Genomic DNA, 20,784 nt, shown 5'->3' on the forward strand with positions numbered 1-20,784 from the left:
CATGGAACAAGTGGACACAGGCCCGGCACAGGCCCTGACCCTCTTCAGCGGCGAACTGGACGACAGGACACGGGCCGCCAGCGTCGACCTGGGTGGCTGCAATGTGGACTACTGGGTGTATGAGCCGGTATCCGTTACGGCCGGGACCAGGACGATCCTGGTAATCCACGGATTCCGTGGAGACCACCACGGCCTGCTCCGGGTTGCGGACCAGCTCCCCGACATGCGGCTGATCATGCCGGACCTGCCCGGTTTCGGCAGCTCTGATGCCTTCACCGACGGTGAGCACAGCGTCGCGCGGTACGGGCAGTTCATCCGCGACTTTATGACAGCCCTGGGCCTCGGACCGGACACAGTGCTGCTGGGACACTCCTTCGGATCCATCATTGCCAGCCACTTCGTGGCGGCCAACCCCGGCGCTGTGTTCCCGCTCATCCTCATCAATCCCATTGCCGCGCCGGCACTGGAGGGGCCCAAGGGCGTCATGACCAAACTGGCCGTCTTCTACTACGAGGCCTCCGCCAGGCTCCCCCGCGCCCTGGGCCTGTACCTGCTCCGGAGCAGGCTCATTGTCAGGGTCATGAGCGTGGCCATGGCAAAGACCAGGGACAAGCAACTCCGTCGCTTCATCCACGGCCAGCACAGCGCTTATTTCTCGGCCTTCGCCAACCGGGACAGCCTGCTTGAATCCTTCAAGGCGTCCGTGGGCAGCAATGTCTCCGAAGTCGCCACGGACCTGGTCCTGCCCGTGCTGCTGGTTGCCGGGGAGAAGGATGAGATTGCGATGCTCCCGGACCAGCACAAGCTGAAGGCCCTCCTGCCGGACGGCACGCTCGAGGTCATTCCCGGCGTGGGGCACCTTATCCACTACGAGACACCCGAACCGGCCGCCGGCTACATCAGACGCTTCCTGAAGGACCATCCCGCGTGAAAATCATTATCGATGCCCGATTCACCCGCCTGGACCACCATGACGGAATCAGCAGGTACGGGGCAAGCCTTATCGCCGCCACGGCCAAAATCGCCGACGTCTCGATGCTCGTCAGCGATCCCCGGCAGCTGGCCCTGCTCCCGGATGTGCCCTACACGATGATCAACAGCCCGCTCTCGCCCGCGGAGCTGTTCGTGGCCTCCAAGGTCAACAAGCTGGGCGCCGACGTCGTCGTGTGCCCGATGCAGACGATGGGGACGTTGGGCCGGAAGTACGGCCTGGTCCTGACACTTCATGACCTCATCTACTACGAGCACCCTGCCCCGCCGGGCTTCCTGCCTGCCCCGGTCCGCGTGCTGTGGCGCCTGTACCACAAGGCGTTCTGGCCGCAGCGGCTGCTCCTGAACCGGGCAGACGTGGTGGCCACCATCAGCCACACCACCGAAGCCCTGATCGCCAAACACCGCCTCACGAAGCGGCCGGTCCGGATTGTGGGCAACGCTCCGCAGCACGGCCATACACCCCGAGACCCCGGTGCCGGCGCGGACCGGACCCTCCTCTATATGGGCTCGTTCATGCCATACAAGAACGTGGACACCATGGTTCGGGGAATGGCCGAACTGCCCGACATGACGCTGCATCTCCTCAGCCGCATCACGCCGCAGCGCCGGGCGGAACTCGAGGCCGTGGTGCCGCCGGGTGCGGATGTCGTCTTCCACAACGGCGTGACGGATGCCGAATACGAGGCGCTGCTGGCCCGGACAACGGCACTGATCAGCCTGTCACGCGCGGAAGGCTACGGCCTGCCGCTCGTCGAGGCAATGTCGCACGGCACGCCCGTCATCGCCAGCGACATCCCGATCTTCCGCGAAGTGGGGCACGACGCCGTGACATACGTCCATCCGGATTCGCCGTCCGAGTTCGCCGAAGCGGTGCGGCGGCTGGAACAGCCGGACGTGTGGAAGGCGCTGTCGCGCCGTTCTGTGGAACGGGCTGCGGAATTCAGCTGGGACCACTCCGCCCGGCAACTCGTCGACCTGGCCGAAGAAGCCGCCCGGATCAACAGCCGCTGAGTCCGGTCGTGCGGGAACGCGTCAGCCGGGGAACACCACCAGGCACGGCAGCTAGAGCACATCCACGCCGTCGAGCCTAAGCTGGACGGGATCGTCGGTGCGCCGTGCCGCCGCCGCGGCTTTGACCGCCCGCATGACGCGCGTTGCCTCCGTTGCCTGCGCGTAGGGAATGAACAGCAACGTCCGGACGTCCTCGCCGGCCTCCTGCCTGGCTGCGCGTGCATTCGACAGCACCACAGGCGCCGGACCAGCCATGCGCAAGGTAATGCCCTGCCGGGCCAGGTTCTGTTCAATGGCCTCGGTGAAGTGCCCGACGGCGGTCCGGCCGCCGGTCACCGAGGCAATCCGTACCGCCGGGGGCAGCTGGAGTTCCTGCCGCAGTGACAGTTCGCGCTGCGCGTACCCCCCTGCGTCCCAGCGAAGCAGTGCGCCCACCCCGGCTGCGTCATCCGCGGTGATCACCACAAGGCCGCCATCCGTGGCAGGCTTGACGAGCGCCGCGGCGTTGAACCAGCGCCGCACGGCGTCCTCCCCGGCGCGGAGGTTTTCCCGGCGCAGCAAGGAGTCCCCATCCAGCAGCAGCGCGGCCGCATAGCCGCCGGCCGCCACAGGTTCCGCTCCCACGGTAGCCACCACGAGGGATTTCGTATCCGGGACAGAGGCTTTGACGTGGTCGCCTGAAGACGTGATGACGGGTTTCCCGGGGAATGCCCGGCCCAGCTCCTCCGCGGTCCGCAGCACACCGGTGGCGGAGCGGCGCAGCCTGGGGCTGGTGCAGTGGCTGCAGCGCCAGGCGGGAGCTGGCGCGGAACACCAGCGGCACTGCGGCACGGCGGATGACCCGGCGGCACCGGCAACGGCCAGGGGCCCGCTGCAGGCCGTGCACCGGGCGGGTTCCCGGCAGGAGTCGCAGACCAGCGACGGCGCATAGCCGGCACGGGCAACCTGCACCAGGACGGGGCCGCGTTCCAGGCCTTCCTTGGCAGCGCGCCATGCCGCACCCGGCAGCCTGGCGATCCGGGCAAGGGGGTCGCGTTCCTGTTCGAAGCTGTCCGCGGTGTTCACAACACGCGGAACCGTCCGCCGGACCTCCGGGCGGGCGGCTTCCACGGTCCGGGCCCAGCCTGCGTCCACCAGGCGCTGCAGTTCAGTGCTGCGTGTGTGCGCCGCCAGCAGGCACGCTGTCCCCTCCTGCTCCGCCCGCAGGAGCAGGACCTCCCTGGTATGGGCGTAGGGCGACCGCTGTTCGATATGGAGGTCGTCGCCGTCGTCCCAGCACACCACCAGGCCAAGGTTGTGCACGGGGGCATAGGCCGCCGAGCGGGTGCCGACGGCAACGCCGGCGCTTCCGGTCAGCACCCGCAGGTAGCTGCGGTAGCGGCGCGTCGGCCCATCGTCGGCGGTGAGCCGGGCGATATCCTCCCGGGGCAGCAGCCGCGCCAGCGCGGCCTCAACGCGGTCCAGGTCGCGGTGGTCCGGAACGACCACCACCGCGCCACGGCCCGCGGCACGGACGGCCGCCACGGCATCAGCGATGAGCTCGGGCCAGCCGGCAGGGCCGAAACCCTGCAGCGCGCTGAGGACCGCCCGCGGCGACTCGCCCGCCCCGAGATGGCGGAGGAAGGCCGTCCCGTTGATGTAGCGGGACCAGTTCCCGGGTGCGTGTGGAATGCGGGGCGCAACCGGCTTTGTGTCCGCCGCGGCGTCGGACGTTTGAGGGCTTGCGGAGAGCTTGCCTTCGGTGGCCAGCTCCTTCTCAAGCTTGGCAACCCGCGGAGGGATGGCTACGCGCAGGACGTCACTGACGGTGCCGGCGTAGCGGGCTGCGACGTTGCCGGCGAGTCCGGCTAATTCCGGCGTGAGGACCTGCACGGGCGACACGACTTTCTGGAGCGGCACGAGGGCGTGCCCGGCGTCGGATTCAGCAACCCGATCCAGGATGTAGCCGCTAAGGTCCTGGCCGTTGAACTTGACCTTGACCCGGACGCCCGGCTGCGCGGCGTCGTCGAAAGAGGCGGGCACGCTGTAGTCGAAGGGCCTGTCCAGATGAGGCAGCGAAGACTCGATGAGCACCCTGGCTACGGGCAACGACGGCGCGAGAGGAGGACCGCCGGAAGACTGCGGCCGGGCGGCCGGGAACCCCTGGAGGAGTGACAGCTGGAGCGGCTCGTCAGTGGCGGCCGCCTCACCGGGAAAGGAAGCGATGGGACCAATCTCCGTTCAGCATCTGCCAGTTGTGGTGCTCATGGGTCCGGTGCGATGGAATAATGCTCCATCAGCCGGAAAGCACTGTAGCAGGGCGCCCGAACGGGGCCCTGCTACAGCCAAACACACGGCACCGACATTTACTCCGGCGGCGGCTCTCAGGCGTTGAAGAAAGCCTTGAGGTCGTCCACCCGGTCAAGCCGTTCCCAGGTGAAGTCGGGATCGTCGCGGCCGAAGTGTCCGTGCGCAGCGGTCTTGGTGTAGATGGGCCGCTTGAGGTCCAGCGCGTCGATGATTGCACGCGGACGGAGGTCGAAGATTTCCGAGATCGCCGCGCTGATGCGCTCGGGATCCACCGTTTCCGTGCCGAAGGTCTCGACGTAGGTGCCCACGGGCCGTGCCTGGCCGATGGCGTAGGCGATCTGGATCTCGGCGCGCTTGGCAAGGCCCGCAGCCACCACGTTCTTGGCCACCCAGCGCATCGCGTAGGCCGCGGAGCGGTCTACCTTGGACGGATCCTTGCCGGAGAAGGCACCGCCGCCGTGGCGCGCCATGCCGCCGTAGGTGTCCACGATGATCTTTCGGCCGGTCAGGCCGGCGTCGCCCACGGGGCCGCCGATCACGAACGCTCCGGCGGGATTGAGGATGTTGTGCGTACGGGAGATGTCCAGGTTGGCTGCCGCCAGCACGGGGTCGATCACGTGCGTGGCAAGGTCGGCGCGCAGCTGCTCGAGGCTGGCGCCCTCCGCGTGCTGGCTGGAGATCACGATGGTTTCGACGGAGACCGGCCGGTCGCGGTCGTAGCCGATCGTGGCCTGGGTCTTGCCGTCCGGGCGGAGGTACGGAAGCTCGCCGTTCTTGCGCACTTCGGTGAGGCGCTCTGAGAGGCGGTGCGCAATCCAGATCGGCACGGGCATGTAGGACGGCGTCTCATCGCTGGCGTAGCCGAACATGAGTCCCTGGTCCCCGGCACCCTGGAGGTCGTAGTCGTCTTCCTGGCGGCCTTCGCGGGCTTCCAGGGAGTTGAACACGCCGCCGGCGATGTCGTTGGACTGCTGGCCGATGGATACGGAGACGCCGCAGCGTGCTCCGTCAAACCCGTTGGCGGAGGAGTCATAGCCGATCCCCAGGATGGTCTCGCGGACGATCTGCGGGATCTCCACGTAGGCGTCAGTGGTGACTTCGCCCGCTACGTGCACCAGTCCGGTGGTGGCCAGCGTCTCGACTGCCACGCGGGACTCGGGGTCCTTCGCCAGCAGGGCATCCAGGATTGCATCGCTGATCTGGTCGCAGATCTTGTCCGGATGGCCTTCAGTCACGGACTCCGACGTGAAGAGACGAAGGGATGGCGGCGTCGCGCCATGGGATGCGGGAATGTGCAGCGGTAAAGTCACTCAACTACCTTACTGGTTGGGAATCGGTCAGGCCTCGGCATATGTCCCCCTGCTAAGGAGGCCTTGCACACGCCGGCCGTTCAAGCTCGTGGGATAACGCGGCTCAACTCGGAGCTGATGCGGTCAATAACAGCCGCCGCAACTTCGTCCTTCGAGCCGGATGCCGCTTGTGGTTCGGAGCCGGTGCGGGAAAGGATGACCACGGAGTTGTTGTCCTGGCCGAATACCAGGCCCTCTCCCACGTGGTTGACCACCAGCAGGTCGCAGCCTTTTTTCCGCAGTTTGGCCTCGGCGTGGTCCAGCACGTCCCCCTCCGCGTCGCCGGTTTCCGCGGCAAACCCCACGATCAGCTGACCGGGCCTGCTCGCCGCGCGGACCTCCACGAGTTCGTGCAGGATGTCCGGGTTGCGGAGCAGGTTGATCACTGGATCGGCGGTGTCATCCCGCTTCTTGATTTTGGTGTCGGACACCTCAGCGGGCCGGAAGTCCGCCACAGCGGCGGCCATAATGACGACGTCGGAATCGGCTGCCGCGCGAAGCGCCGCTTCCCTGAGCTGGAGCGCCGTTTCGACCCGGACCACCTCGACGCCGGCGGGGGCCGGTACGTCCATGTGGGCGGCCAGCAGCCGGACGCTCGCGCCGGCGTCGCGGGCTGCCACGGCAAGTGCGACTCCCTGTTTTCCGGACGAGCGGTTGCCGAGGAACCGTACCGGGTCCAGCGGTTCCCGTGTGCCGCCTGCGCTGATGGTGACCCTGCGCCCGGCCAGCGGCAGCTGCCCGGAAACTGCGCTGCCCTGCATCAGGGCAAGTGCAGCCGCGAAGATGGCTTCGGGCTCCGGCAGCCGGCCGGGGCCTGAGTCGGAACCGGTGAGCCGGCCGCTAGCGGGTTCAAGGACCGTCACGCCCCGGCTGCGCAGCGTTTCCACATTGGCTTGGGTGGCAGCGTGCAGCCACATTTCAGTGTGCATGGCGGGCGCCATCAGCACCGGACCGCTGGCCATCAGGAGGGTGTTGGTGAGGAGGTCGTTGGCGTGGCCGCCGGCGGCACGCGCCAGGAGGTCCGCCGTGGCCGGGGCCACCACGATGAGGTCCGCCTCATGCCCCAGGCGTACGTGGTTGACCGACGGAACGTCGTCGAAGACGCTGTTGCTGACCGGGTTGCCGGACAGGGCTTCCCAGGTGGCCACACCAACAAAGCGGTTGGCCGCCTCCGTGGGGATCACCGTGACGTTGTGTCCGGCTTCAGTAAAAAGCCGGAGGAGCGATGCCACCTTGTAGGCGGCAATCCCTCCCCCGACTCCGAGGACTATGCGCACGTGACCTCCGTCAACAGGCAGTCTTTGTATGTACGGCGATCTACTCTGCGGGTTCGATCGGCGTGGAAACGAGCTTGCCTTCGTTGATTTCGCGCAGGGCGATGGACAGCGACTTCTCGTTCAGCTTGGTGTCGACCAGCGGGCCAACGTATTCGAACAGGCCCTCGTGCAGCTGGGCGTAGTATGCGTTGATCTGACGTGCACGCTTGGCACCGAAGATCACCAGGCCGTACTTGGAATCAGCTGCCTTGAGCAGCTCGTCGATCGGCGGGTTGATGATGCCTTCAAGGTTCGTGGACACGAATTCTCCAAATTCTAACGGGCCGATCCGACCCTGCGGCTAGTGCGGGTGCGGGGTCAGCCCCATGAGTGAAACAAGCTCGTCCGCTGCGCGTCGAACGTCATCATTGATAACGGTGTGATCGAACTCCGGCTCAGCGGCAAGTTCTAGTTTAGCGGTTTCCAGTCTCTGCTGCTGTTCCTCGGCTGTTTCCGTGCCGCGGCCCACCAGGCGGCGGACCATTTCCTCCCAGGTGGGCGGGGCGAGGAACACGAATTGCGCCTCCGGAACGGCCTGCTTGACCTGGCGCGCGCCCTGCAGATCAATCTCCAGCAGTACGGAACGGCCATCGGCGATGGCCGCGTCCACGGTGCTGCGGAGCGTGCCGTACCGGTTGCGGCCGTGGACCACGGCCCACTCCAGAAGCTCGCCGTCGGCCACCAGCGCGTCAAATTCCTCGGCCGACTTGAAGAAGTAGTGAACGCCGTCCTGCTCCCCCGGTCGCGGAGCCCGGGTGGTGGCCGAGACGGAAAGCCAGACTTCAGGATAGTTGTCCCGGATGTAGGTGGACACGGTGCCTTTGCCAACAGCCGTCGGGCCGGCGAGGACTGTCAGTCCCGGTTTCTTGCTCACATATTCCTTTGGGCGTTATTCGGATGGACGTGATTCTCGTTCATAAAATCTACCAGCGCCCGGCGCTGGTGAATGCCGAGCCCCCGCAGCCTGCGGGATACGGCAATACCCAGCTCGTCCATGATGGCGGCCGCCGTGACGCGGCCTACACCGGGGAGCGCCTCCAGCATCTCGGAGACTTTCATCCGCGCGATGGCGGAATCACCGTCCCCGGAGGCGAGGAGGTCAGCCACAGTGAGCGTTCCGAGCTTTAGCTGCTCCTTGGCTTCCGCCCGGGCTGCCCGGGCAGCCGCAGCCTTGCCCAGTGCTTCCGCGCGTTCCTGGTCTGTCAGGGGCCGCAGGCTCACTCAAGTCACCCCGATATCGTCGGTCGGATCCAAGGCAAGGGTCCTAGGAGTCCTCCGAACCTACCCTTTGCCTGGCGCAGAAATCAATGGAGGCGGAAATCGATGGATCAGCTGGTCAGCAGGGGCTGCAGGGTGCGCAGTGCGGCCTCCCGGAGTCCGACAACGGCGGGCCCTGCCGAGAGGATGTCCCGGCTTGAGGTGCCCAGGACCTGCGAATAGGCGGCACCGAAAGTTGCCCGCAGATCCGCGGCCGTGGCGCCCTGAGCGCCGAGCCCCGGTGCGAGGATGATCCCGCGCACCGCTTCCAGGTCCAGCTGCAGGTCCACCAGTGCCTCCCCCACAGTGGCGCCAACCACCAGGCCCACAGAGCCCAGCGCGCCCGGGTACCGACGGTTTTCACCCGCCGCTGCCTCGACAATCCGGCGCGCCACCGAATCCGTGCCTCCCACGTGCTGGACGGAGGCGCCTTCCGGATTGGACGTCAATGCCAGGACGAAGACCCCGCGGCCATATTCCGCCGCAAGGTCAAGGGCAGGGCGCAGTGATTCGAAGCCAAGGTAGGGGCTAAGGGTCACCGAATCCGCGGCCAGCGACGAACCGTCCCTCAGCCACGCGTCCGCGTAGGCCGCCATCGTGGAGCCGATGTCGCCCCGCTTGGCGTCGGCGATGGTCAGCACGCCGGCATCGGCGGCAGCTGCGAGCGTACGTTCGAGCACCGCCATGCCTGCGGAACCGTGGCGTTCGTAGAGGGCCACCTGCGGCTTCACGGCGGCAGCGAGCGAACCCACTGCCTCCACAACGGTGAGCGAGAAGCGCTCCAGGCCGGCGGCGTCGTCGTTCAGTCCCCAGGCCTTCAGCAGCGCCGGGTGCGGATCGATCCCCACGCACAGCGGACCGCGGTCCGCCATGGCCCGGCCGAGCCGGGAGCCGAAAGACTCCCGGCCGGCCATGGTTGTAGCGTCCTGCTCAGGCATGGTGCGCTGCTGCTTCCTGCGCGGCCCTCGTTTGCGAAGCCGCCAGTGCGGCGGCGTGCTCCTGCAGGCTGGTGACGGACCATTCGTAGGTGCGCAGCGCTTCGATGGCCTGGACGGCCGCATTGAACTCGGCCACCGTGGTGATGCACGGAATGCCGATGGACGTTGCCGCCGCGCGCAGTTCGTAGCCGTCGATGCGGGCTTCGCCGCCGGAAGGCGTGTTGAAGACCATGTCGATCTCGCCGGCGATGATGAGGTCGGCGATGGTGCCTTCGCCTTCGGCGCTGCTGCCTTCGGCGACCTTGCGGACCGGGGTGGCCTGGATGCCGTTGCGGCGCAGGACGTCCGCGGTGCCGCCGGTGGAGACGATCTCGAAGCCGAGGTCGGAGAGGCGCTTGACGCCCATGATCACCGAGCGCTTGTCCCGGTTGGCCACGGACACGAAGATCTTCCCTTCGGTGGGCAGCGCGTTGTTCGCGGCCGCCTGGCTCTTGGCGAAGGCCGTGTCGAAGTGCTTGTCGATGCCCATGACCTCGCCGGTGGAGCGCATTTCCGGGCCGAGGAGGGAGTCGACGACCTTGCCCTCCGGCGTACGGAAGCGGCTGAAGGGCAGCACGGCTTCCTTGACGGAGACGGGTGCGTCGAACGGCAGGGTGGAGCCGTCACCGGTTTCCGGCAGCATCTTGTAGGCGCTGCGGAGCTGGTTGATGGTCACACCGGTGCCGATCAGTGCTGCAGCCTTGGCCATCTGCACGCCAGTGGCCTTGGAGACGAAAGGCACCGTGCGGGAGGCACGCGGGTTGGCTTCGAGGACATACAGGACGTCGGAGGCCAGGGCGAACTGGATGTTGATGAGGCCGCGGACACCCACGCCCTCGGCGATGGCCAGCGTGGCGGTGCGTACGCGCTCGATCACGTTGTTGCCGAGCGTGATCGGAGGCAGCACACAGGCGGAGTCGCCGGAGTGGATGCCGGCTTCTTCGATGTGCTCCATGATGCCGCCGAGGTACATTTCGGTGCCGTCGTAGAGCGCGTCGACGTCGATTTCGACGGCGTCTTCCAGGAACCGGTCGATCAGCACGGGGTGTTCGGTGGTGATCTCGGTGGCGTTGGCGATGTAGCGCGAGAGGTTGGGCTCGTCGTAGACGATCTCCATGCCGCGTCCGCCCAGCACGTAGGACGGGCGGACCAGGACCGGGTAGCCGATTTCGTCGGCGATCTTCTTGGCGTCCTCGAAGGACACGGCGGTGCCGTTCTTGGGCGAGATGAGCCCGGCCTCGTCCAGCACGCGGGAGAATGCGCCCCGGTGTTCGGCAAGGTCGATCGCTTCCGGCGATGTGCCGAGGATCGGCACGCCGGCGTCGGCCAGTTGCTGGGCGAGCTTGAGCGGGGTCTGGCCGCCGAGCTGGACGAACACGCCCATGACGCCGCCGGTGCGCTCCTCCGCCGCGATGACTTCAAGGACGTCCTCGAGGGTCAGCGGTTCGAAGTAGAGGCGTGTGGAGACGTCGTAGTCGGTGGAGACGGTTTCCGGGTTGCAGTTGACCATGACGGTCTCATAGCCGGCCTTGCGGAGCGCCATCGAAGCGTGGACGCAGGAGTAGTCGAACTCGATGCCCTGGCCGATGCGGTTGGGGCCGGACCCCAGGATGATGATGGACGGCTTGGAGTGCAGCGCCACCTCGTCCTCCTCGTCGTAGGACGAGTAGTGGTACGGCGTGTAGGCGGCGAATTCCGCGGCGCAGGTGTCCACGGTCTTGTAGACCGGGCGGATGCCCAGCGCCTGGCGGACGCCCCGGACCACGGCTTCCTGGTTGTTGGTGAGGGCGCCGATCTGCTCGTCGGAGAAGCCGTGGCGCTTGGCGCGCTGCAGCATCTCCTGGGTCAGGGCGGTGGACTTGCGGATCTCCTGCGAGATCTCATTGAGCAGCTGGAGCTGGTCCAGGTACCACGGGTCGATCTTGGTGGCCTCAAAGAGCTGCTCCACCGTGGCGCCACCGAGCAGCGCGCGCTGCACCTGGTGCAGGCGTTCGGTGGTGGGCCGCTTGGACTTTTCGATCAGCTCCGGTACTTCCCATTCGGGAACGTGGCTGAAGTCCAGCTGCGAGCCCTTCTGCTCGAGGGAGCGGAGCGCCTTCTGCAGGGCTTCGGTGAAGTTGCGGCCCATGGCCATGGCCTCGCCCACCGATTTCATGGTGGTGGTGAGGGTCGGGTCAGCTGCCGGGAACTTCTCAAAAGCGAACCGCGGAACCTTGACTACGACATAGTCGAGCGTCGGTTCGAACGACGCCGGGGTCTTCTGCGTGATGTCGTTGGGGATCTCGTCCAGGGTGTAGCCCAGGGACAGCTTGGTGGCGATCTTGGCGATGGCGAAGCCGGTGGCCTTGGAAGCCAGCGCCGAGGACCGGGAGACGCGGGGGTTCATTTCGATGACGACGACGCGTCCCGTGTCCGGTTCGACGGCGAACTGGATGTTGCAGCCGCCAGTGTCCACGCCCACTTCGCGGATGACCGCGATGGAAATGTCGCGCAGGCGCTGGTATTCCCGGTCCGTCAGGGTCAGTGCGGGAGCCACCGTGATGGAGTCGCCGGTGTGCACGCCGACGGGGTCGAAGTTCTCGATGGAACAGACAACAACCACGTTGTCGTTCTTGTCCCGCATCATCTCGAGCTCGTATTCCTTCCAGCCGAGGATGCTCTCTTCGAGCAGGACCTCGCTGGTGGGGCTGTACTGCAGGCCCTGGCCGACGATCCGGCGGAGGTCGCCCTCGTCGTAGGCCAGGCCGGAGCCAAGGCCGCCCATGGTGAAGGAGGGCCGGACGACCATCGGGTAGCCGAGGTCTTCGGCCGCCTTCAGGGCCTCGTCAATGGTGTGGATGATGTGGCTGCGGGCCGACTCGGCACCGCAGCGTTCCACGACGCCCTTGAACTTCTCGCGGTCTTCGCCGAGTTCGATCGCCGCGATGTTCGCGCCGATCAGTTCCACGTTGTACTTTTCCAGCACGCCGTTCTTGTCCAGCGCAATAGCGGTGTTCAGGGCCGTCTGGCCGCCCAGGGTGGGCAGGATCGCGTCCGGCCGTTCCTTGGCGATGATCTTTTCCACCACTTCGGGGGTGATGGGCTCCACGTAGGTGGCATCGGCGAACTCGGGGTCCGTCATGATGGTGGCCGGGTTGGAGTTGACCAGGATAACTCGCAGGCCTTCCTCCTTGAGGACGCGGAGAGCCTGTGTGCCGGAGTAGTCGAACTCGGCGGCCTGGCCGATCACGATGGGACCGGAACCGATGACCAGGACGCTCTTAAGGTCAGTTCTCTTGGGCATTACTTCTTGTCCTCAGTCTTGGATTCAGTGGAAGTTTTGGAGTCGGCGCCAGCTGAAGCAGCGGCTGCCTTCTTGGTGTCCGCCATCAGCTCGATGAAGCGGTCGAAAAGGTACGCCGCATCGTGCGGTCCGGAGGCGGCTTCCGGGTGGTACTGCACCGAGAAGGCGGGGATGTCCAGGCAGGAGAGTCCTTCCACGACGTCGTCGTTGAGGCTCACGTGGCTGACCTCGACGCGGCCGAACCGCTCCTCGGGCGCCTGGGTGGCGCCGTCGAGCGGGGCATCCACGGCGAAGCCGTGGTTCTGCGAGGTGATCTCAACCTTGCCGGTGCGGCGGTCCATGACGGGCTGGTTGATGCCGCGGTGCCCGTAGCGGAGCTTGTAGGTGCCGAAGCCGAGGGCCCGGCCCAGGATCTGGTTGCCGAAGCAGATACCGAAGTACGGAAGTTTCTCGTCCAGCACCGAGCGGAGCAGCTTGACCTGGTTGTCCGCCGTGGCGGGGTCGCCCGGGCCGTTGGACATGAAGAATCCGTCCGGGTTGACCGCCTGCACGTCAGCCAGGGTGGCCGTCGCCGGCAGGACGTGGACGCGGACGCCGCGCTCGGCAAAGCGGATGGGGGTCATGCGCTTGATGCCGAGGTCGATTGCGGCGATGTTGAAGCGCGGCTCGCCGTCCCAGCCCCAGTCCTTCGGTTCCACAATGTAGGCCTCGTCAACACTGACTTCCTCCGCGAGGCGGGCGCCTTCCATCGGCGCGCTGGCCAGCACGGCGTCGAGCAGTTCCTTGTCCGTGGCGCGGGCCGCTTCGCCGGAGAAGATCCCGGCACGCATGGTCTTGTGTTCGCGCAGGTGGCGGGTGATGGCCCGGGTGTCGACGCCCTGGATGCCCACAATGCCCTGTTCCACGAGTTCGTCGTCGAGGGACCGCTCGGAGCGCCAGTTGGAGGGCCGGCGCGCAGCGTCGCGGACAATGTAGCCGGCCACCCAGATGCGGCGGGACTCGGCGTCGTCGGCGTTGACGCCGGTGTTGCCGATGTGCGGCGCCGTCTGGACCACGAGCTGGCGCGCGTAGGAGGGATCGGTGATGGTCTCCTGGTAGCCGGTCATGCCGGTGGCGAAGACCGCCTCGCCCAGGGCGGTGCCGGTGGCGCCGTAGCTGGTGCCGCGGAAGATGCGGCCGTCCTCGAGCACCAGCACGGCGGGCGCGGACGTTCCCTGTTCAGGTGCAGTATCTGCGTTTGCTGTTACTTGGGTTTCTGTCACGTTGTTACTTTCCACTATCGGCATCTGCCTGAGGGGCTGCGGAGATCAATTCTTGAAAGGCGTCGAGGATGGCCTGTTTGTCGGCGGCGCGCCGGGTCCGGAACCCGGTGTCCAGTTCACGGCCGCCCAGCGACCAGCTGACCATCAGGAGTCCGTCTTTCTCGACGAACTTCCCGGCCATGCCGCTGTCCTGGCGGACTCCGGTGAGCCTGCCGGCCGGGATGAAGACCGGTCCGGCACCTGCACGCTCGAACAGCACGCCTTCGGGGTGGACGGTGAGTTCGGCGTTGGTCCGGATTCCCAGGCCCTGAACGGCAATGCGGTCCAGCCAGTCGCCCGCCGTGGTGGTGGCGACATACTGTCCGTCGGCCGTGGCAAGCGGCAGGCTCAGTTCCGCAGGCACCGCGGGCAATTGTTCGACGTCGGACTGGCGCCGCAGGCGGCTCCGCCAGCCGGCGCCGATCATGGCCAGCACGAGCGCGATGAGCGGCAGCGTGATGACCAGGGTGAGTGTTTTGTTGTCCATCAGTTGGCGCCCGCCGGACCGGTTTTTTCCGACTGCGATCCGTGGCGGTACGGGGTGTTGAGCTCACCGTTCAGGACGGTGGGATGGCCCTTGAAGAACGTCGCCACGACCTTGCCCGGGAGTTCCCTTCCGGCGAACGGAGAGTTACGGCCCATGGTTGCCATCTTAGAAGGGTCCACGGTCCAGCGCGCAGCCGGGTCCACCAGTATGACGTTGGCGGGTTCGCCCACCTCCAGCGGACGCCCCTGGTCCGCCACCCGTCCGATCATGGCGGGAGCTGTGGAGGTGACCCGGGCGAAGTCCTCCCAGCCCATGAGGCCGGTTTCGATCATGGTCTCCTGCACCACGGACAGTGCGGTTTCCAAGCCGGTCATGCCCATAGCGGCCTGCGCCCATTCGCATTCCTTGTGTTCGCTCGGGTGCGGGGCGTGGTCCGTACCGACGACGTCGATAGTGCCGTCCGCCAGGGCCCCGCGGAGCGCCTGGACATCGGAGTCCGTGCGCAGCGGCGGGTTCACCTTGTAGACGGGATCGTAGCTGCGGACCAGTTCGTCGGTCAGGAGGAGGTGGTGCGGGGTCACTTCGGCGGTGACGTTGATACCGCGGGCCTTGGCCCAGCGGATGATCTCCACCGAGCCTGCCGTGGAAACGTGGCAGACGTGCAGCCTGGACCCGACGTGCTGGGCCAGCAGGACGTCACGGGCGATGATGCTTTCCTCCGCGACGGCGGGCCAGCCCGTCAGTCCGAGGACTGCAGAGACGTCGCCTTCGTTCATCTGGGCACCGGCGGTGAGCCGGGGTTCCTGCGCGTGCTGGGCCACCACGCCGTCGAACGCCTTGACGTATTCGAGGGCGCGGCGCATGAGCACGGGGTCGTGGACGCAGATGCCGTCATCGGAGAACACCCGGACCTTGGCGCGGGAATCGGCCATGGCGCCGAGCTCGGCCAGCTGTTCGCCGGCGAGGCCTACAGTGACCGCGCCCACGGGACGGACGTCCACCCAGCCGGCGGCGCGTCCCAGGGTGTACACCTGTTCCACCACGCCTGCGGTGTCCGCCACGGGGTTGCTGTTGGCCATGGCGTGCACGGCCGTGTAACCGCCGAGGGCGGCCGCGCGGGTCCCGGTCTCCACCGTTTCGGCGTCTTCCCGCCCGGGTTCGCGAAGGTGCGTGTGGATGTCCACCATGCCGGGCAGGGCCACCAGGCCGGCGGCCTCGATGACGGTGGCGCCGTCAGCCGCGTCGGTGCCCGCCAGGTCGGTGCCGCGTTCGGCGATGATGCCGTCGCGGATCAGGAGGTCCTGGGCTGCGCCGCCGAGAATCGCCGCGCCGCGGATGAGGTATGACCCGGTGTGGGTTGCATCCTGTTGATCGTGTGCCATCAGTGGCTCTCCTTGGTGGAATATGCGGGGGTCTGGGTGGCTGCCGGTTCCCGGGTGTCCCCGGAGAGCAGCAGGTACAGGGCGGCCATCCGGACGGACACGCCGTTGCGGACCTGCGCCAGCACGGTGGAACGGGGCGAATCCGCGGCAGCGGAAGATATTTCAAGGCCCCGGTTCATGGGGCCGGGGTGCATGATGATGGTGTCCTTCAGGCCCAGTTTGTCCAGGGCCCGGAGGCGGTTGTCGTCGAAGCCCCAGCGGCGGGAGTATTCGCGCGTTGTCGGGAAGAAGGAGGCGTTCATCCGTTCGCCCTGGACGCGGAGCATCATCACGGCGTCCACGCCCTTCGCCAGGGTTTCGTCCATGTCGTAACTCACGCTGCAGGGCCATTGTCCGACGCCGATGGGCAGGAGGGTGGGCGGCGCCACCAGCGTGACCTCCGCGCCGAGGGTGCGGAGCAGCCAGACGTTCGACCGGGCCACTCGGGAGTGCAGGACGTCGCCGGCGATGGCGACGCGCATGCCCTTCAGATCCGCGCCGGCGGACGGCGTTCCGTGGAGCCGTGCCCAGTGCCGTCGCATGGTGAAGGCATCCAGCAGCGCTTGAGTGGGGTGTTCATGGGTGCCGTCGCCGGCGTTGATGACGGCGGCGTCGATCCAGTCCGTGGCGGCCAGCCGGTGCGGCGCGCCGGACGCCCAGTGGCGGATGACGACGGCGTCCGCCCCCATGGCGGCAAGCGTCTGGGCGGTGTCTTTGAGGGATTCGCCCTTGGAGACGGAGGATCCCTTGGCGGCGAAGTTGATGACGTCCGCCGACAGCCGCTTCGCTGCCGCTTCAAAGGAGATGCGGGTGCGGGTGGAGTCCTCGAAGAACAGGTTCACCACGGTCCGGCCCCGGAGAGCCGGGAGCTTCTTGACCTCGCGGTCGCCCACCGCGGCCATCTCCTCCGCCGTGTCGAGGATGCGGATGGCGTTAGCCAGGCTGAGGCCTTCGGTGGAAAGCAGGTGCTTCATGCGCCTGCCTCGATGACCACTTCGTTGACCGGCATGCCGTCAACGGAATCGGTCTCTTCAAGCCGGACCCGGACTTTTTCGGAGGAGGAGGTGGGGAGGTTCTTTCCGACGTGGTCGGCACGGATCGGCAGTTCACGGTGGCCGCGGTCGATCATGACCGCGAGCCGGACGATGCGTGGGCGGCCCAGGTCAACGATGGCGTCCAGTGCCGCGCGGATGGTCCGGCCGGAGTAGAGGACGTCATCGATCAGCACCACGACCTTGTTGTCGATGCCGGTGCGGGGCAGCTGCGTGGGATAGGGCGGCCGCGTGGGCTGGTGGGACAGATCGTCCCGGAACATGGTGACGTCCAGCTGGCCCACGATGGCGGCAGCATCCACGCTGGGATCGGCGGCGGCGATCTTCTTGGCCAGGCGCACGGCCAGCGGATAGCCGCGGCGCGGAATGCCCAGCAGTACCAGATCCTGGGAACCCTTGTTGGCCTCGAGGATCTCATGGGCGATACGAGTGAGTGCACGGTCAATGTCCGCAGAGTTGAGCACAACCCTGGCCGGAACCGGAGCTTCTGTGACTGATGTCAACGCTCGTCTCCCCTTTCCCCGCCTCACGGGACGGAATTAAAAAAGGAACATTTGCCCTCCAAAATTACCACACGCGCCATCCCGGCCCGGCTGCCCGCCGGGCACGCGGAGAGCGTTTAACATCACATCCGCCGGGCGGTGAGGCTGCCCCGGACTGCGCCCGGTCTTGTCGGCCTCCGAGTGGTCACCGCAGGCGGTGGGGTGTGGTGAGCCGCCCATTCGGGTGGCCGACACTCGGGCTGCCCCCTGATCCCCGACGGTAAGCTCACCGAAGCATCGGCCGGTGTTCCGCACACATCAGCTCATTTAGCTCATTGGGGAGTCCAAATTATGAGTAGGAAAATCCTTGCCGCCGTTGTCGCGGCCTTTTTGGCCATCGCCGGAGTGGTTGCCGCTCCCGCCGCATACTCGGCGCCGAACCCTTCCGTCAAAGTCCTGGACACCGCCAACACCATTACTGACCCGGCCTGGTTTGTCCAGGCCTACAACGCGGGGTTCCGCCTGTACGTGATGCATTCCACCGCATGGGGCACGTGCAATCCCTGGTTCCGGACCCAGACCCAACTAAAGATGGCGCTCGATGCGGGGCTCATGATCGCCGTCTATACCCGTGACCCGCGCTGCTGGCAGGGCGGGATCTCGGCTGCGGGCCCTTACCAGAGCCAGCTTCAATTTTTTGCCCTGGATGTCGAGACCGGCGGTGTGCCGGTTACCCGGGCCATGGTGGACGGCGTCAAGAGCATGGGTGTCCGTCCGGTGATCTACAGCGGGTCAGGCATGTGGCCGCAGATCATGAACAACAGCACAGCCTTTGCGGACGTCCCGCTGTGGGACACCAACGCCGGTTCCCTTGACTACTCGTCGTGGGCGGCTGACTATGCCGTGCCCACGCCCGTTCCCTACGGAGGATGGAATACCTCCACGAACATGCGCATCGGTGTCCAGCAGAAGTTCAACCAGACTTTGAACGGCGTAGTGGTGGACCTGAATTCCTTTGATGCCACGTTCCTGGGCACTCAGTCTCCGGCCAACCACTTGCCCTCAGCTGCCTTCACGTCGTCGGCATCAGGATTGACGGCGTCATTCGACGGCTCCGGATCCGCGGATCCGGACGGCTCCATCGCCTCCTACAGCTGGGACTTCGGCGACGGCTCGCCCGCAGGCACCGGTGTGAGGCCCACACACATCTATTCTTCCGGCGGGACGTACCAGGTGAAACTGACAGTGACGGACAACCTGGGCGCCACCGGATCAGTCACCAACCCTGTCACGGTCACGGGCCCTGCCGCCACTGTCCCGGCTGCCCCTACCGGCGTCACCGCAGTAGCCGGCAACGCCTCGGCCACGGTCACCTGGTCGGCCCCCGGCAATGGAGGCTCGGCCATCACTTCGTACACAGTCACACCCTTCGCGGGCTCAGTGGCCCAGGCTCCGGTGCAGGTGACCGGCAACCCACCGGCCGCCGGCACCACTGTCACCGGGCTGGCGAACGGCACCACGTACACCTTCACAGTCACGGCCACCAACTCCGTCGGAACCTCGGCACAGTCCGCTGCCAGCACCCCGGTGACACCGTCTGCTCCCCAGTCCATGGTGTCCAACGGAGGGTTTGAGTCCGGGCTGGCATCGTGGACGGCGGCCGGCATATCCCTGCCCAGACCTGCGGGCACGGCGCACAGCGGTACCGGCGCTGCGCTGCTTGGCGTCACCGGCGGCAGCGAGCCGCTGGGAGACAGCACACTGTCCCAGTCCATCACCGTTCCGCTCACGGGGACGTCCACCCTGTCGTTTTGGTACCAGCCGCACACTGCTGACGCCACGTGCGGGAACAAGAACAGGAACAACTGTAAATGGGACTGGATGGAAGGCCAGATACGTAGTTCCAACGGCAGCACGCTCAGGACGCTGTTCAAGTTGAACAACAATTCGGGAACCTGGACGCGGGTGACGGCCGACCTTTCCGCCTACAGGGGTCAAACGGTGACGCTCTGGTTCAACGTCCACCTCGACGGCGCTGTACCGGCCGACAACACTTGGATGTTCCTCGACGACGTCACCGTCACCAACAGCTAAAGCGGCCGCTGCGGGCGCCCGACCGGCCTGCCGGCATGGTGTTGCCTCTGGTTGCCTGAGGTTGCCGCCAGACTCGCCGCCGCGCCAAAGCCGGCCTTGGATGCTGCGGTTACGGAGACATAGGCTCAGTCCCATGACATCGAACGCGCCTTGGCCGCAGCACGATCCTCCCGGCGGCCCTGGAAACGGGCAGCAGCCCCCATGGCCCCGGCAGGACCTGCCGCAGCAGACCAACCCCACGTGGATGGGCCAGGTCCGCCCCGGCCTCTACCGGGCGGCCCCCGCCAACAACAACGCGCCCGCGGTGACCACTGTCATGCCGCCGGCCGCTGTACGCAACCGCTCGAGTGCGGGAGTGGTGGGCCTGGTGGGCGGCGGGGGTTTCCTGGCCTTCGCAAGCCTTTTCCTGGTTCTCCCCTACCTCCTGGGCAACACCGGCGTCACCGGGTTCGTGATTGGCTTCATCGCCTCCTTGATTCCCCTGGGCGCCGTGCTTCTGGCCGTCTACCTTATTGACCGCTGGGAGCCCGAACCGAAACGCCTGCTGCTGTTCGCCTTCCTGTGGGGCGCAGTGGTGTCCATCTCCGTCACGCTGCTGATCCAGCCGTTCTTTGCGCTTGCCGCGGCGCCGCCAGCCGGCGTGGACTACAGGACGTTCGCCGTTACGGTCCAGGCCCCGGTGGTGGAGGAATTCGCCAAGTCCCTGGGCCTGCTGCTGATCCTGGTGCTGGCGCGGAAGCACTTCGACGGACCAGTGGACGGCGTTGTGTTCGCCTTCACGATTGCCGGCGGCTTCGCCTTCACGGAAAACATCCTCTATTTCGGCCGGGCCATCGCAGAGTCAAGTACACCGGGCGCCGACCTCGCGGTTGTCTTCTTCCTTCGGGGCGTGATGTCCCCGTTTGCCCACGCCATCTTTACCGGGACCACGGGGCTGATCCTCGGCTTCGCGGCGCGCCGCTGGCACACTGGCATGTCCGTCGTGGCGTTCTTCGTGGGCCTGGTCCCGGCGATGTTGCTGCACAGCATGTGGAACAGCATGGGCCAGGACTTCCTGCTGCAGTACATCGTGGTCCAGGTGCCCATCTTCGTCCTGGCCGTCGTCGTGATAATCCTGCTGCGCGTGGCGGAGAACCGGCTGACGCGCCAGCGGCTCCTGGAATATGCGGCCGCGGGGTGGTTCACGCCGCCGGAAGTGGACATGCTGGCAACGGCCGGCGGCCGCCGTTCAGCGGTCCGCTGGGCGAAGCAGTTCGGCCGGGGCCAGCAGATGAAGGCCTTCCTGCACGCCGCCACGCAGCTTGCCTTCATCCGGCAACGGATCCTCAGTGGCCGGGACGTGCCCGCACACCAGCTCGATGAGCACCGCCAGCTCGCGGAAATCTCGGCACGGCGGGACGCGGTGCTTCGCTAGGCGGAAACGAAAAGGACCGGCCCCCGCCTCAGGCGGGGACCGGTCCATTCAATTGGTG

The 20,784-nt window shown here is 66.6% G+C and carries 17 protein-coding genes; 4 read left to right on the top strand and 13 right to left on the bottom strand.

The genetic code is table 11. The features are described 5' to 3' along the window. The first annotated feature begins 1 nt into the window (after position 1). Both ACSQ1X_RS11385 and ACSQ1X_RS11390 read left to right on the top strand, forming a co-directional pair. A complete protein-coding gene (locus tag ACSQ1X_RS11385) occupies positions 2 to 931 on the top strand; it encodes an alpha/beta fold hydrolase (protein ID WP_436057745.1) in 930 nt (309 codons plus the stop codon). Then, positions 928 to 2,004 carry a glycosyltransferase family 4 protein gene (locus tag ACSQ1X_RS11390; RefSeq protein ID WP_436057746.1) on the top strand — a complete coding sequence of 359 codons (1,077 nt, stop codon included), beginning with the start codon at positions 928 to 930 and terminating at the stop codon, positions 2,002 to 2,004. Before ACSQ1X_RS11385 ends, ACSQ1X_RS11390 begins: the two co-directional genes overlap by 4 nt. Positions 2,005 to 2,055: 51 nt before the next feature. Here the strand turns inward: ACSQ1X_RS11390 and ACSQ1X_RS11395 are convergent, their stop codons facing one another. The 13 genes from ACSQ1X_RS11395 to pyrR all read right to left on the bottom strand — a co-directional run bounded on the left by ACSQ1X_RS11395 (position 2,056) and on the right by pyrR (position 17,239). Further along, positions 2,056 to 4,209: a primosomal protein N' gene (locus ACSQ1X_RS11395; RefSeq protein ID WP_436059330.1), complete on the bottom strand. Its 2,154-nt coding sequence runs from the start codon at positions 4,207 to 4,209 to the stop codon at positions 2,056 to 2,058. Positions 4,210 to 4,367: 158 nt separating this feature from the next. Then, a complete protein-coding gene (metK, locus tag ACSQ1X_RS11400) occupies positions 4,368 to 5,603 on the bottom strand; it encodes a methionine adenosyltransferase (RefSeq protein WP_436057747.1) in 1,236 nt (411 codons plus the stop codon). Positions 5,604 to 5,683: 80 nt separating this feature from the next. Continuing rightward, on the bottom strand, positions 5,684 to 6,919 hold the full coding sequence (gene coaBC / locus ACSQ1X_RS11405) for a bifunctional phosphopantothenoylcysteine decarboxylase/phosphopantothenate--cysteine ligase CoaBC (RefSeq protein ID WP_436057748.1): 1,236 nt from the start codon (positions 6,917 to 6,919) through the stop codon (positions 5,684 to 5,686). Between the two features lie 40 nt (positions 6,920 to 6,959). Then, on the bottom strand, positions 6,960 to 7,220 hold the full coding sequence (gene rpoZ, locus ACSQ1X_RS11410) for a DNA-directed RNA polymerase subunit omega (RefSeq protein WP_011692102.1): 261 nt from the start codon (positions 7,218 to 7,220) through the stop codon (positions 6,960 to 6,962). 39 nt (positions 7,221 to 7,259) lie between these two features. Further along, entirely contained in the window at positions 7,260 to 7,832 is a 573-nt protein-coding gene (gene gmk / locus ACSQ1X_RS11415; protein WP_436057749.1) for a guanylate kinase, read from the bottom strand. After that, a complete protein-coding gene (gene mihF / locus ACSQ1X_RS11420; protein ID WP_436057750.1) occupies positions 7,829 to 8,179 on the bottom strand; it encodes an integration host factor, actinobacterial type in 351 nt (116 codons plus the stop codon). Before mihF ends, gmk begins: the two co-directional genes overlap by 4 nt. Positions 8,180 to 8,286: 107 nt before the next feature. Next, entirely contained in the window at positions 8,287 to 9,153 is an 867-nt protein-coding gene (gene pyrF / locus ACSQ1X_RS11425; RefSeq protein ID WP_436057751.1) for an orotidine-5'-phosphate decarboxylase, read from the bottom strand. After that, positions 9,146 to 12,475, bottom strand: coding sequence for a carbamoyl-phosphate synthase large subunit (gene carB / locus ACSQ1X_RS11430; protein WP_436057752.1), 3,330 nt, complete (start codon positions 12,473 to 12,475; stop codon positions 9,146 to 9,148). Before carB ends, pyrF begins: the two co-directional genes overlap by 8 nt. Then, positions 12,475 to 13,761: a glutamine-hydrolyzing carbamoyl-phosphate synthase small subunit gene (gene carA, locus ACSQ1X_RS11435; RefSeq protein ID WP_436057753.1), complete on the bottom strand. Its 1,287-nt coding sequence runs from the start codon at positions 13,759 to 13,761 to the stop codon at positions 12,475 to 12,477. Before carA ends, carB begins: the two co-directional genes overlap by 1 nt. Next, a complete protein-coding gene (locus ACSQ1X_RS11440) occupies positions 13,742 to 14,263 on the bottom strand; it encodes a PH-like domain-containing protein (protein ID WP_436057754.1) in 522 nt (173 codons plus the stop codon). The genes carA and ACSQ1X_RS11440 overlap by 20 nt, the downstream gene beginning before the upstream one ends. Beyond that, positions 14,263 to 15,645, bottom strand: a complete 1,383-nt coding sequence (locus ACSQ1X_RS11445; RefSeq protein WP_436057755.1) for a dihydroorotase — start codon at positions 15,643 to 15,645, stop codon at positions 14,263 to 14,265. Before ACSQ1X_RS11445 ends, ACSQ1X_RS11440 begins: the two co-directional genes overlap by 1 nt. Further along, on the bottom strand, positions 15,645 to 16,658 hold the full coding sequence (locus tag ACSQ1X_RS11450) for an aspartate carbamoyltransferase catalytic subunit (RefSeq protein ID WP_436057756.1): 1,014 nt from the start codon (positions 16,656 to 16,658) through the stop codon (positions 15,645 to 15,647). Before ACSQ1X_RS11450 ends, ACSQ1X_RS11445 begins: the two co-directional genes overlap by 1 nt. Further along, positions 16,655 to 17,239 (bottom strand): bifunctional pyr operon transcriptional regulator/uracil phosphoribosyltransferase PyrR, encoded by a 585-nt coding sequence (gene pyrR / locus ACSQ1X_RS11455; protein ID WP_436057757.1) that lies wholly within the window; start codon positions 17,237 to 17,239, stop codon positions 16,655 to 16,657. The genes ACSQ1X_RS11450 and pyrR overlap by 4 nt, the downstream gene beginning before the upstream one ends. A gap of 330 nt (positions 17,240 to 17,569) precedes the next feature. Here pyrR and ACSQ1X_RS11460 point away from each other — a divergent pair, with 330 nt between their 5' ends. Then, a complete protein-coding gene (locus ACSQ1X_RS11460; protein WP_436057758.1) occupies positions 17,570 to 19,312 on the top strand; it encodes a PKD domain-containing protein in 1,743 nt (580 codons plus the stop codon). A gap of 133 nt (positions 19,313 to 19,445) precedes the next feature. Then, positions 19,446 to 20,726, top strand: coding sequence for a PrsW family intramembrane metalloprotease (locus ACSQ1X_RS11465; RefSeq protein ID WP_436057759.1), 1,281 nt, complete (start codon positions 19,446 to 19,448; stop codon positions 20,724 to 20,726). Positions 20,727 to 20,784: the final 58 nt, after the last annotated feature.

The organism is Arthrobacter sp. LjRoot78 (genome assembly GCF_964254335.1).
In the GTDB taxonomy this organism is placed as follows: Bacteria; Actinomycetota; Actinomycetes; order Actinomycetales; family Micrococcaceae; genus Arthrobacter.